Annotated in this window: 13 protein-coding genes and 2 tRNA genes; 8 read left to right on the top strand and 7 right to left on the bottom strand. The window is 70.7% G+C overall.

The annotated features are described in order from the left end of the window. Nucleotides 1–14: 14 nt before the first annotated feature. From AB0E85_RS03650 to AB0E85_RS03620, 7 genes are all read right to left on the bottom strand, one after another. Entirely contained in the window at nucleotides 15–635 is a 621-nt protein-coding gene (locus tag AB0E85_RS03650) for a response regulator transcription factor (RefSeq protein ID WP_361922025.1), read from the bottom strand. Then, nucleotides 632–1,915, bottom strand: coding sequence for a sensor histidine kinase (locus tag AB0E85_RS03645; RefSeq protein ID WP_361922023.1), 1,284 nt, complete (start codon nucleotides 1,913–1,915; stop codon nucleotides 632–634). The genes AB0E85_RS03650 and AB0E85_RS03645 overlap by 4 nt, the downstream gene beginning before the upstream one ends. A 22-nt stretch (nucleotides 1,916–1,937) precedes the next feature. Next, nucleotides 1,938–2,741, bottom strand: a complete 804-nt coding sequence (locus AB0E85_RS03640) for an ABC transporter permease (protein ID WP_361922021.1) — start codon at nucleotides 2,739–2,741, stop codon at nucleotides 1,938–1,940. Continuing rightward, a complete protein-coding gene (locus AB0E85_RS03635) occupies nucleotides 2,738–3,709 on the bottom strand; it encodes an ABC transporter ATP-binding protein (protein ID WP_361922019.1) in 972 nt (323 codons plus the stop codon). The genes AB0E85_RS03640 and AB0E85_RS03635 overlap by 4 nt, the downstream gene beginning before the upstream one ends. 130 nt (nucleotides 3,710–3,839) lie before the next feature. Then, nucleotides 3,840–3,912 (bottom strand) — tRNA-Gly (locus tag AB0E85_RS03630). A gap of 81 nt (nucleotides 3,913–3,993) precedes the next feature. Next, nucleotides 3,994–4,065 (bottom strand) — tRNA-Gly (locus AB0E85_RS03625). A gap of 135 nt (nucleotides 4,066–4,200) precedes the next feature. Next, nucleotides 4,201–4,518, bottom strand: a complete 318-nt coding sequence (locus AB0E85_RS03620; protein WP_033314310.1) for an Lsr2 family protein — start codon at nucleotides 4,516–4,518, stop codon at nucleotides 4,201–4,203. Between the two features lie 267 nt (nucleotides 4,519–4,785). Here AB0E85_RS03620 and purS point away from each other — a divergent pair, with 267 nt between their 5' ends. The 8 genes from purS to purF all read left to right on the top strand — a co-directional run bounded on the left by purS (nucleotide 4,786) and on the right by purF (nucleotide 12,653). Further along, nucleotides 4,786–5,049, top strand: coding sequence for a phosphoribosylformylglycinamidine synthase subunit PurS (gene purS / locus AB0E85_RS03615; protein WP_033314267.1), 264 nt, complete (start codon nucleotides 4,786–4,788; stop codon nucleotides 5,047–5,049). Further along, nucleotides 5,046–5,726, top strand: coding sequence for a phosphoribosylformylglycinamidine synthase subunit PurQ (gene purQ, locus AB0E85_RS03610; RefSeq protein ID WP_361922017.1), 681 nt, complete (start codon nucleotides 5,046–5,048; stop codon nucleotides 5,724–5,726). Before purS ends, purQ begins: the two co-directional genes overlap by 4 nt. Then, nucleotides 5,723–7,981, top strand: a complete 2,259-nt coding sequence (gene purL, locus AB0E85_RS03605) for a phosphoribosylformylglycinamidine synthase subunit PurL (protein ID WP_361922015.1) — start codon at nucleotides 5,723–5,725, stop codon at nucleotides 7,979–7,981. Before purQ ends, purL begins: the two co-directional genes overlap by 4 nt. 110 nt (nucleotides 7,982–8,091) lie before the next feature. After that, nucleotides 8,092–8,592 carry a winged helix-turn-helix domain-containing protein gene (locus tag AB0E85_RS03600; RefSeq protein WP_361922013.1) on the top strand — a complete coding sequence of 167 codons (501 nt, stop codon included), beginning with the start codon at nucleotides 8,092–8,094 and terminating at the stop codon, nucleotides 8,590–8,592. A gap of 18 nt (nucleotides 8,593–8,610) precedes the next feature. After that, nucleotides 8,611–9,441 (top strand): M23 family metallopeptidase, encoded by an 831-nt coding sequence (locus AB0E85_RS03595; RefSeq protein WP_361922011.1) that lies wholly within the window; start codon nucleotides 8,611–8,613, stop codon nucleotides 9,439–9,441. A 10-nt stretch (nucleotides 9,442–9,451) separates the two neighbouring features. Continuing rightward, nucleotides 9,452–10,249, top strand: coding sequence for a sterol carrier family protein (locus AB0E85_RS03590; RefSeq protein WP_361922009.1), 798 nt, complete (start codon nucleotides 9,452–9,454; stop codon nucleotides 10,247–10,249). 37 nt (nucleotides 10,250–10,286) lie between these two features. After that, the gene (locus AB0E85_RS03585) at nucleotides 10,287–11,060 is read left to right on the top strand and encodes an META domain-containing protein (protein WP_361922007.1); all 774 of its coding nucleotides are present in this window, start codon (nucleotides 10,287–10,289) and stop codon (nucleotides 11,058–11,060) included. A 63-nt stretch (nucleotides 11,061–11,123) separates the two neighbouring features. Beyond that, nucleotides 11,124–12,653, top strand: coding sequence for an amidophosphoribosyltransferase (purF, locus tag AB0E85_RS03580; protein ID WP_361922005.1), 1,530 nt, complete (start codon nucleotides 11,124–11,126; stop codon nucleotides 12,651–12,653). Nucleotides 12,654–12,687 lie beyond the last annotated feature (34 nt).

Here is a 12,687-nt window from a genome sequence, read left to right as displayed (position 1 = left end):
TGGCGCGAGAACCACTATACCCAACCTCGCTCCCGCGCGAGGCGCACGGCCGCATGCCGGTTCTCCGCCCCCAGCTTCGACACCGCCGACGACAGATAGTTCCGCACGGTCCCCTGCGACAGCGCGGCCCGCTCGGCGATCTCCGCCACGGGCGCCCCGTCGGCGGCCAGTTCCAGGACCTCGGCCTCCCGCGCGGTCAGCGGCGAGTCCCCGGCGGCGATCGCGTCGGCGGCCAACTCCGGGTCGACGTAACGGTTCCCGGCGTGCACGGTACGGATGAGCTCGGCGAGCCGCTGCGCGCTCACGGTCTTGGGCACGAACCCCCGCACACCCGCCGCCAGCGCCCGCTTCAGGTGACCGGGCCGCCCGTGGCTGGTGACGATGAGAACCCGGCAGCCGCGCAGTTCGGCCCGCAGCGATGTGGCGACCTTCACACCGTCGGCCCCGGGCATCTGGAGGTCCAGCACGGCGACGTCGGGCTGGTGCGCCCGGGCCATCGCCATCGCCTCGGGGCCGGTGGCCGCCTCGGCGACGACGACGAGGTCGTCCTCCAGCGACAGCAGCGCGGCGAGCGCCCCCCGGATGAGGTGCTCGTCATCGGCGAGCAGCAGCCGGATGGGTTCCTTGGCCGTCATGACGTGACCTCGCTCACAGAACGCGGCGCGATGACGGCCGGTGCGGCGCCGGGAGGCGCGGGCGGCGACGGCAGCGGGATCTCCGCCGTCAGCCGGAACAGCCCGCGTCCCGCGGGACCGGCCTCCAGCGTCCCGTCGATCTCCGCGAGACGTTCCCGCAGCCCGGCGAGCCCCGAACCGGACGGTCCGGTCCCAGACTCCTTCGCCGTCTCACTCACGCCGTCGTTCTCCACGGACAACACCACACGCCCCTCCAGCACCTGCAATCGCACGGCACACCGCCGTGCGTCCCCGTGCCGCAGGACGTTCGTCGCGGCCTCTCGTACCACCCACCCCAGGGCGGACTGCACCGCGGCCGGCAGCCCGGTCACCGGTGCCCCGCCGACCGTGCACTCGATGCCGGCCGCCGCCAGCACCCCCTGCGCACCGGCGAGTTCCGAGCCGAGGTCGGCTTCCCGGTAGCCGCGCACGACTTCCCGCACCTCGCGCTGCGACTCCTGCGCGAGCCGCTGCACCTCGACCATCTGAGTCACGGCCTCCGGCCGCCCCCGCTGGGCCAGCTGCACGGCCAGCTCGCTCTTGAGGGCGATCACGGCCAGGTTGCGCCCCATGACGTCGTGCAGATCCCGCCCGAACCTCAGCCGCTCCTCGGCGACGGCGAGCCGGGTCCGGGTCTCGCGGGCCTCGTCGAGTTGGTAGACGGCGTTCAGCAGCCAGATCGAGAAGACCGCCGTGAAGGCGATGAACACACCGCCGACCAGCACGATCAGTGCCGTGAAGAGCGCTGTGAGAAGGGGAGCGCCGAGGGCGAACGCCACGGTCCAGGCGCCTGCCGCGAAGCCGCCCGCGAGGGCGAACGCGCGCCGCCGGTCGCGGACGCCGAGCGCGATGATGCCGGGACCGAAGATCAGGATCACTCCGAAGACGCCGCCGGCGGCGGTGTCGACGCCGTCACGGTCGGGTCCGTGCTCGGCGAGGCCGATCGCGGCGACGGCGATCGCGGCGGTGACGGCGCCCAGGGTCCACAGCAGTCCGGTGGGCTGCGGCCTGCGGCCACGCGTCCAGTCGATCGCCCGGGACACGGTCACGAAGCAGAGGGCCGCGTGCGCGGCCACCACCAGCATGACGGCGGTTCCCAGCCGCGCCCCGAGCGGGGCCACGGACGTGAGCCCGACGGAGAAGAACTCCATCACCGCGAAGAGCTGGAACGACCACCTCGTGTACGTCTCGACCTTCTCCGGCGTGCTCTTGTGCCGCCACCACCTGCCCGGCGTGCGCATCGGCCCGTCACTCCCCCTTCGGTCAGCGCCGCGGTTCCCAGCGGAACCACCGCCGTACAGCAAACACGCCGATGAGGATCCAGGCCATCGCCGTCGCGAGGGCGCCCAGCGCCTCGTACCCGGAGAGGTTCCCCGTCCAGCCGCCGCGCACCAGCGTGACGACGGGCGTCAGCGGCAGCAGCTCGCACACGGAGGCCACCTTGTCCGGCATCAGCTCCAGCGGTACGAACATGCCGGAGCCCATCATCGAGACCAGCACCAGCGGCATGGGCGTGGCCTGGGCGCTCTCGCCCGTCTTGGTGAAGCTCGCGGTGGCCGCCGCGAGGGCCGCGCACATCACGAGCCCCAACAGCAGGCCGAGGACGACCAGATGGGGCGCCGACGGCGCGGACAGGTCCAGCAGCGCGACGCAGCCCACGGTCAGCAGCAGGCACTGTGCCAGCCCGGTGAGTGCGGCCGGCAGCGCGGAGCCGGCCAGGATCTCGGCGTCCCGCAGCTCACCGGTGCGCAGCCGCTTGAGGACGAGTTCCTCCCGCCGGACGACGAACACGCCGACGAGCACCGAGTAGACGGCGAACAGCAGGGAGAAGCCGATCGCGGCGGGCAGCACCAGCGTGGCCGGGTTCAGCCCGGCCCCGGCGAGGTCCATCTCCTCCGCCGCCGACCGCACGCTGACCGGCATCACCAGCGGCACGAACAGCGCGGCGACGAGCGCGCCCCTGGTCCGCCCCAGCAGGGTCAGTTCGGCACGGGCGAGGGAGGTCATCCGGCTCAGCGGGGTCGTCGCGGCCGTGGCGGGCCGGGGCGTCGTCTGCGGGGCGCTCATGCCGCGTGCTCCTTCGTCGTCGTTCCCGTGGCGTGCTCCGCCGGGACGTTCTTGGCGATCCCGAGGAACGCCTCCTCCAGGGACGCCGAGCGCACGTCCAGGCGGCGCAGCTCCACGCCGGCCCGCGCGGCCCACACCAGCAGTTCGGTGGCCGTCCGTTGCAGTTCGCGGGTGCGGAGCCGGATCATCCGGCCCTCGGTCTCGTGCCCGGCCACGCCCAGCTCCCCGAGCGGCGGGAGGTCACCGACGAAGTAGCCGTCGGGCAGTTCGAAGGAGATCCGCGACGGCTCCGCGGCGGTCACCTCGGCCGGTGTCCCGGTAGTGGCGATCAGACCGTCGTGCATGATCGCGAGCCGGTCGGCGAGGTTCTCGGCCTCCTCCAGGTAGTGCGTGGTCAGCAGCACCGTCGTCCCGCCGTCGCGCAGGGCGCTCACCAACTCCCAGGTGGCCCGGCGGCCTTCGGCGTCCAGCCCGGTGGACGGTTCGTCGAGGAAGAGCACCTCGGGGTCGCCGAGCAGGGCGAGCGCCAGGTCGAGGCGGCGCCGCTGCCCGCCGGACAGCTGTTTGACCCGAGTACCGGCCTTGGCCTCCAGGCCGACCAGCGCGAGCACCTCCGCGGGCGGCCGTGCCCCGCTCACGCATCCCGCCCACATCCGTGCGGTCTCCGCGACGGTGAGCTCGGAGGGGAAGCCGCCTTCCTGGAGCATCACGCCGGTGCGGGGCCGGACGGCGGCCCGTTCGGTGTACGGGTCGTGCCCGAGGACCCGCACCCGTCCGCCGGCCGGCTCGGCGAGGCCCTCCAGGAGTTCGACGGTGGAGGTCTTGCCCGCGCCGTTGGTGCCGAGCAGCGCGAAGATCTCCCCGCGCCGGACGGAAAAGCTGATTCCGCGTACCGCCTCGAACCCGCCCCCGTACACACGTCGCAGGTCAGTGACCTCAATCACGTGTTCGTGTCCGTTGGTTTCCATGCTTCAAGCGTCCCGGCCGTGCGGGTCCGGAAGCAGTGCGCGCTGTCATCTTTCGGCATGACAATTGTCAGGCGAACGCCCGCAGCACGAAGAAGACCCCGGTCCTGATGGACCGGGGTCTTCTTTCCCGAGCGGACGACGAGGTTCGAACTCGCGACCTCAACCTTGGCAAGGTTGCGCTCTACCAACTGAGCTACGTCCGCATGTGCTCCCGATCAGCTTTCACCGACCGGTGCAGGCACCAGCCTACCTGATCCACAACAGTGGCCGGTACGGCGATGCAGAGCGGGTGACAGGAATCGCACACTGCGCCTTCCCCCTGGAAGGGGGATGTTCTACTACTGAACTACACCCGCATGTTTCCGTGAGCTGGGCCTTTCGGCCTCGCCCCTCGGCGTGCTCCAGACTCTAGCTGATCAGCCCGGGTGCTGCGCAAGTCGGTTGCCGCGAGGGGCGGGTGGACGGCCGGGGGGCCCGGGCTCGGCGGGCCGTCACTGCGCGGCGGTGAACGCCTCGTAGACCTTCTTGGGGATGCGCCCGCGCGCGGGGACCTCCATCTTGTTGGCCTGGGCCCAGGCGCGCACGGCCGACGGGTCGGGGGCGACCTCCGTCTGCCGGTAGGCCTTGCCCGAGCGGGACCGCTTGCGGCCGGCCTCCACGTAGGGCGCGAGCGCCTGCCGCAGTTCTCCGGCGTTGACTTCGCTCAGGTCGATCTCGTACGACTTGCCGTCCAGTCCGAAGGCGATCGTTTCCGTCGCTTCCGAGCCGTCGATGTCGTCAAAGAGGGTGACCACGACCTTCTGCGCCACGAATATCGGTCCCTTCATGCGGCACTTTGCCAATTCATTTGTACAGTGCCTGGCAATACATTGTGAAGCCCGACTAAATCCTTCCGCGTGTCAGAAGGCAATGGGTGTCGGGTGTCGATCCGGAATCTTTCCCGAAAATTTCGCGTGTGGGTCCCTCGATGCCGGATCGTGATGACGGTCACGTAGTTTCCTACAAGTCAACGCGCGTAGAAATTTTGTGCGGGTAGTCTGAAGGAACCTGCTCAGCACCACACACCGGGAGTGCCAGTGGCACGCGTCGTAGTCGACGTCATGCTCAAGCCGGAGATCCTCGACCCCCAGGGCCAGGCGGTGCAGCGCGCACTGCCGCGGCTGGGATTCGACGGGATCTCGGACGTCCGCCAGGGAAAGCGTTTCGAACTGGAAGTTGACGGGCCGGTCGACGAGGCCGCCCTCGCCCGCATTCATGATCTTGCGGAGTCCTTCCTCGCGAACACCGTGATCGAGGACTTCACGATCCGTGTCGAGGAAGTCGCGGAGGCCGTGAAGTGACCGCTCGTATTGGCGTCGTCACTTTTCCCGGCAGTCTGGACGACCGTGACACACAGCGCGCGATCCGGGTCGCGGGCGCCGAACCGGTCGCCCTGTGGCACAAGGACAAGGACCTCAAGCAGGTCGACGCCGTGGTGCTGTGCGGTGGTTTCTCCTACGGCGACTATCTGCGCGCCGGGGCCATCGCCCGTTTCTCGCCGGTGATGGAGCCCCTGCTCCAGCAGGCGAAGGCCGGTCTGCCGGTGCTCGGCATCTGCAACGGCTTCCAGATCCTCACCGAGGCCCATCTGCTGCCGGGCACGATGCTGCGCAACGACCACCTGCACTTCATCTGCCGCGACCAGAAGCTGCGCGTGGAGAACGCCGAGACCTCCTGGACCACCGACTACTCGGCCGGCCAGGAGATCCACATCCCGCTGAAGAACAACGACGGGCAGTACGTCGCCGACGAGCGCACGCTCGATGAGCTGGAGGCCGAGGGCCGGGTCGCCTTCCGGTACCTGGACTTCAATCCGAACGGCTCGCAGCGCGACATCGCCGGCGTCACCAACGCGGCCGGGAACGTCGTGGGCCTCATGCCGCACCCCGAGCACGCCGTCGAGCCGCTGATCGGCACCGGTCGCACCGACGGCCTCCCGTTCTTCACCTCGATCCTCAAGAAGCTGGTCAACGCATGAGCCGGACGCCTCTGGACACGGTCGAGCACGCGGCCGCGACCCCCGACGTCGAGCTGCCCTGGGCCGAACTGGGCCTGAAGAAGGACGAGTACGAGCGGGTCGTGGAGATCCTCGGCCGCCGCCCCACGGGCGCGGAGCTGGCCATGTACTCGGTGATGTGGTCGGAGCACTGCTCGTACAAGAGCAGCAAGGTCCACCTGCGCCAGTTCGGCGAGAAGGCCCCCCAGTCCGACGCGATGCTCGTCGGCATCGGCGAGAACGCCGGTGTCGTCGACGTCGGCCAGGGTTACGCGGTCACCTTCAAGGTCGAGTCGCACAACCACCCCTCCTACGTCGAGCCCTACCAGGGCGCGGCCACGGGTGTCGGCGGCATCGTCCGCGACATCATCGCAATGGGTGCCCGGCCGGTGGCCGTGGTCGACCCCCTGCGCTTCGGCGCGGCCGACCACCCCGACACCAAGCGTGTCCTGCCGGGCGTCGTCGCCGGCATCGGCGGCTACGGCAACTGCCTGGGCCTGCCCAACATCGGCGGCGAGGTCGTCTTCGACGCCTGCTACCAGGGCAACCCGCTGGTCAACGCCGGTGCCATCGGCGTCATGCGGCACGAGGACATCCACCTCGCGAAGGCGTCCGGCGCGGGCAACAAGGTCATCCTCTACGGGGCCCGCACCGGCGGCGACGGCATCGGCGGCGCCTCCATCCTGGCCTCCGAGACCTTCGACGACGCCAAGCCGTCGAAGCGCCCGGCCGTCCAGGTCGGCGACCCCTTCCAGGAGAAGCTCCTCATCGAGTGCACCCTGGAGGCCTTCGCCGAGAAGCTGGTCGTCGGCATCCAGGACCTCGGCGCGGCGGGCCTGTCCTGCGCGACGAGCGAGCTGGCGTCCAACGGCTCCGGCGGCATGCGCGTCACCCTGGACGACGTCCCGCTGCGCGACTCCACGCTCTCGCCCGAGGAGATCCTCATGAGCGAGTCGCAGGAACGCATGTGCGCGGTCGTCGAGCCGGAGAAGGTCGACCGCTTCCTGGAGATCTGCGAGAAGTGGGACGTCATCGCCACCGTCATCGGTGAGGTGACCGACGGCGACCGCCTGGAGATCTACTGGCACGGCGGCAAGATCGTCGACGTCGACCCGCGCACGGTCGCGCACGAGGGCCCGGTCTACGAGCGCCCCTACGCCCGCCCGTCCTGGCAGGACGAGCTCCAGGCCGACGACGCGAACAAGCTGCCCCGGCCGGCGACCTCCGAGGAGCTGAAGGACCAGGTCCTGAAGCTGGTCGGCTCCCCGAACCAGGCCTCCAAGTCCTGGATCACCAGCCAGTACGACCACTTCGTGCAGGGCAACACCGTGCTCGCGCAGCCCGAGGACTCCGGCATGATCCGGATCGACGAGGAGACCGGCCTCGGCGTGGCCATCGCCACGGACGGCAACGGCCGGTACGCCAAGCTCGACCCGTACCACGGCGCCCAGCTGGCCCTGGCGGAGGCGTACCGCAACGTCGCCACCACCGGCGCCAAGCCGCTCGCCGTCTCCGACTGCCTGAACTTCGGTTCGCCCGAGGACCCGGCGGTGATGTGGCAGTTCGCGGAGGCCGTGCGCGGTCTGGCGGACGCCTGCCAGCAGCTGGGCACGCCGGTGACCGGCGGCAACGTCTCGCTCTACAACCAGACGGGCGAGGCGGCCATCCACCCCACCCCGGTCGTCGCGGTCCTCGGCGTCATCGACGACGTGGCCCGCCGCACGCCGGTCGCCTTCCAGGAGGAGGGGCAACTGCTCTACCTCCTCGGCGACACGCGTGAGGAGTTCGGTGGCTCGGCCTGGTCGCAGGTCGTGCACGACCACCTCGGTGGTCTGCCGCCCCAGGTCGACCTGGAGCGCGAGCGGCTGCTGGCCGAGATCCTGATCTCGGCCTCCCGCGACGGCATGATCGACTCCGCGCACGACCTGTCCGACGGCGGTCTGATCCAGGCGGTCGTCGAGTCGGCGCTGCTGGGCGGCAAGGGCGCGCGCCTGATCGTCCCGGACGGTCTGGACGCCTTCACCTTCCTCTTCTCCGAGTCGGCGGGCCGCGCGGTCGTGGCCGTGCCGCGCTCGGAAGAGGTCCGCTTCAACGACATGTGCGGTGCGCGGGGCCTGCCCGTCACCCGCATCGGCGTCGTCGACGGCGACACCGTGGACGTCCAGGGCGAGTTCGCGCTCACCCTGTCCGAGCTGCGCGAGACGCACGAGGGCACGATCCCGGCGCTGCTGAAGTAGGCAACCGCTCCGAAGCCCCCGCCCGGTCCGCCGGGCGGGGGCTTCGCCGTGCCCGGGCGGATGTGGCGCCCGGCCTTGCACGGTATTACGTAGTTCCGTAAAATCGAAGCATGGATCTGGAGCAACGCGTCACAGACCTTGAACGCCGTCTGATGGCCCTGGAAGGCACCCGGCACACCGGCCCCCGCATCGACGGAGGCGACTTCTGGGCTCTGAACGGGCTGAGGGAGCAGCTGTCCGAGGCGGGGGTGGCCGACGGCGGTGTCCTCTACACCGGCTCCGTGGGCCTGCCGACCGGCGAGGAGTACTCCTGGCAGATGACTCTCCTCACGGAGGACCTGCTGGCGGGCGACTGGACGACGGCCGCCGAGTCGTTCGCCGCGCTCGGCCACCCGGTCCGGATCCGCCTGCTCCGCGAGATCCTCGGCGGCCGGCGCACCGCGACCGAACTCGCCGAGCTGGACGAGGTCGGCACGACCGGCCAGATCTACCACCACCTGCGCCAGCTGACCGGCGCGGGCTGGCTGCACACGACCGGCCGGGGCCGCCACGAGGTGCCACCGGGGCGGGTCGTCCCGCTGCTGGTGGCACTGGCGACGACCCGCCCATAGCGAACCGGGGGGAACCGAATGCCCGCACGCAAGCTCGGCATGGTGACCTACCGCGTTCTGTGGCTGGTCTTCTTCGGCCTGGTGGCAGCCGACCTCTTCTTCGGACGGGTCGGCTTCCCCTGGTACTTCCTGCCCGTGGTCCCTGCCTACGCCGTCATCCTCCTGGTGAACCGCTGGGGCGGCGCCCCGGACAAGGCGGGCGCGGCACGCGAACCCGTCGAGGTCGCCCCGCCCGTCACCGGCCGCTGGTCCGCGTTGAACAGCCCGGCCGACCGCACGCCCAGCCACGGCGTCCACAGCTACGGCCAGACCTTCGCCATCGACATCCTGGCCGAGCCCGAACCGGGTGCCCGCCCGCCCTTCCGGTGGCTGTGGCCCCTCGCCCGCCGCCCCCAGGACTTCCCGGCCTACGGCGCCCCCGTCCTGGCGGTCTCCGACGCCACGGTCGTACGTGCGCGAGGCCGGCAGCGCGACCACCTCAGCCGCACCTCCCTGCCGGGGCTGCTGTACCTGATGCTTCCCGAAGGGATGGTGCGCGAGGTCGCGGGCGTCAGCCGCATCCTCGGCAACCACCTCGTCCTCGACCTCGGCGACGGCACCCACGCCGCCTACGCCCACCTCCAGCGCGGCTCCCTCACCGTCCGCGAGGGCGACCGCGTCCACGCCGGACAGGTGATCGCCCGCTGCGGCAACTCCGGCAACTCGACCGAACCGCACCTGCACTTCCAGCTGATGGACGGCCCCGACCCGGACACGGCCCGCGGTGTCCCCTTCACCTGGCAGGGCGTCGGAGTCCCCCGCAACGGCGAGACCTTCGAGGCACCCCCCACTGTCACCGCCCGCACCTAGGCTGACCCCCATGCCCCCGGCCAAGAAGCGCACCCGCAGCTACGACCCCGCCAAGATCCGCGCAGCCGTGCTCGCCCAGTTCGGGCACGTACGGCAGGCCGTCCTGGGCCTCACCCCCGAGCAGCTGGGCCTGCCCACCCGGCTCGGCGACTGGACGGTGCGGGAGCTCGCCGCGCACGTGACCATGGCCATGGAGACCGTCAGCCGCAACCTCGACCACGAGGAGCCGGCCAAGGCCGACCTGGCCCTCCTCGACTGGCCCTTCGCCACCGCCGCCCGCGCCCCCGGCATCGCCGACGACACCAGGCGGCTCGCCGCCGCCAACCCCGACCTCGACACCCTCTACACGAGCACCGCGGAGCGGCTCACCAAGAGCCTGGCCGACGCCCCCGGCAGCCGACTGCTCCCCACCCGCACCGGCGCCCTGCCCCTCGCCGACTACCTCGTCACCCGCACCGTCGAACTCGTCGTCCACACCGACGACCTCAACGCCGCCGTCCCCGGCCTGGACATCCCCTACGACCGGCAGGCCCTGGCCGCCTGCACCCGGCTGCTCGCCGACGCGCTCGCCGCGAAGGCGCCCGGCGGTTCGACGGAGGTGCGGGTGCCGCCGTACGCGGTGGTGCAGTGCGTGGAGGGACCGCGGCACACCCGGGGCACCCCGCCCAACGTCGTCGAGACGGACCCGCTCACCTGGATCCGGCTGGCGACCGGGCGGGTGGGATGGGCGCAGGCCGTCCAGGACGCCAAGGTCAGCGCGAGCGGAGAACGGGCGGACCTGTCGGCCCACCTGCCCCTGATGACATAAGGGGAACCGATCCCCCCGGGTCGTCCGTCCAAGTGGCATGGACAGGCAGAAGCAGCTCATGACCCTGACGGCCGCCGCCATGCTCGTCCCGCTCATGGCGGCCTGTGGCAGCGAGAAGGCGGACAGCGGCAGCGGCTCGGTCGGAGCCGATCGGCCGGTCACCGGTGTGCGGTGGAGCGTGGACAGCGTCACCGCGGACGGCCGCACGCAGCAGGCCCCCGCCGGGGCCCACGTGACCATCGACAAGGGCCGGGCCGAGGGCAGCCTCGGCTGCAACAACTTCAGCGCCGAGGCCACCGTCGACGGCGACCACGTCCGGCTCGGCAAGACCAGGTCCACCCAGATGGCCTGCGAGGACACGCCCGTCGCGTTCGAGACGACCCTCGTGAAGGCCTTCTCGGACCAGGAGCTGACGGCGAAGACGGACGACGACCGTCTCACCCTCACCACCAGCCGGGGCGACACCGTCCGGCTGACCAAGGCGAAGGACGCCCCGCTGGCCGGCACCCGGTGGACCGTCACGACACCGAAGGCCGACGGCCGCGCCCACCTCACCTTCGACGCGAAGAAGGGCACCGTCTCCGGCCGCCTCGGCTGCAACAAGGTGAACGCCAAGGCCACGGTCAGCGACGGCCATATCACCCTCGGCCCCCCTGCCACGACCCGAATGATGTGCGAAGACTCACTCATGGCCGACGAGAAGACCCTGCTGCGACTTTTCGACGGGAAGCCGAAGTACCGAGTCGATCACCAAACTCTCACCCTGACCAGCGGAAACGGGACGCGTGTGCGAGCGGTCGCCGAGCGGTGATCCACCGGAAAGTCCGGTATCCCCAATTCGGACCAGTGGTCGACCTCGCCTACACTCGGTGGCGTGCCACGTGGTGACGGACGACTCAACCACGACCTGCTCCCCGGCGAGAAGGGCCCCCAGGACGCTTGTGGCGTCTTCGGTGTCTGGGCTCCGGGCGAAGAGGTCGCCAAGCTCACGTACTTCGGGCTCTACGCCCTCCAGCATCGAGGCCAGGAATCCGCGGGAATCGCGGTCAGCAACGGCTCACAGATCCTCGTCTTCAAGGACATGGGCCTGGTCTCGCAAGTCTTCGACGAGACCTCCCTCGGTTCGCTCCAGGGTCACATCGCGGTCGGTCACGCCCGCTACTCGACCACCGGTGCCTCCGTCTGGGAGAACGCCCAGCCGACCTTCCGCGCGACCGGACACGGGTCCATCGCGCTCGGCCACAACGGCAACCTCGTCAACACCGCCCAGCTCGCCGAGATGGTCGCCGACCTGCCCAAGCAGGAAGGCGGCCGCACCCCGCGCGTCGCGGCGACCAACGACACCGACCTGCTCACCGCGCTGCTCGCGGCCCAGGTCGACGAGGACGGCAAGCCCCTGACCATCGAGGAGGCCGCCCACACGGTCCTCCCGCAGGTCAAGGGAGCCTTCTCGCTCGTCTTCATGGACGAGCACACCCTGTACGCGGCCCGCGACCCGCAGGGCATCCGCCCGCTGGTCCTCGGCCGCCTGGAGCGCGGCTGGGTGGTGGCCTCCGAGTCCGCCGCCCTCGACATCTGCGGCGCCAGCTACGTCCGCGAGATCGAGCCGGGCGAGTTCGTCGCCATCGACGAGAACGGCCTGCGGACCTCCCGCTTCGCGGAAGCGAAGCCCAAGGGCTGTGTCTTCGAGTACGTGTACCTGGCCCGCCCGGACACCGACATCGCCGGCCGGAACGTGTACCTCTCCCGCGTGGAGATGGGCCGCAAGCTCGCCGAGGAAGCCCCGGTCGAGGCCGACCTGGTGATAGCGACCCCGGAGTCCGGTACGCCGGCGGCGATCGGTTACGCGGAAGCCTCCGGCATCCCCTTCGGCGCCGGCCTCGTCAAGAACGCCTACGTCGGCCGGACGTTCATCCAGCCCTCGCAGACCATCCGCCAGCTGGGCATCCGCCTGAAGCTGAACCCGCTGAAGGAAGTCATCAAGGGCAAGCGCCTGGTCGTCGTCGACGACTCGATCGTGCGCGGCAACACCCAGCGGGCCCTGGTCCGCATGCTCCGCGAGGCGGGCGCGGCCGAGGTCCACATCCGGATCTCCTCGCCGCCCGTGAAGTGGCCGTGCTTCTTCGGCATCGACTTCGCCACCCGCGCCGAGCTCATCGCCAACGGCATGACGATCGACGAGATCGGCACCTCCCTGGGCGCCGACTCCCTGGCCTACATCTCCATCGACGGCATGATCGAGGCGACCACCATCGCCAAGCCGAACCTGTGCCGCGCCTGCTTCGACGGCGAGTACCCGATGGAGCTCCCGGACCCCGAGCTGCTCGGCAAGCAGCTGCTGGAGACGGAGCTGGCCGCCGGCCCGGCCGCCACGGCCGCCGCCGACGCGATCCGCCGCCCGTAGACGGCCCGTAACACCTGCCGTACGACACAAAGGT

It is taken from the genome of Streptomyces sp. NPDC029044, from assembly GCF_040637495.1.
GTDB lineage: Bacteria > Actinomycetota > Actinomycetes > Streptomycetales > Streptomycetaceae > Streptomyces.
This window is presented reverse-complemented; position numbering and strand designations above follow the sequence as displayed.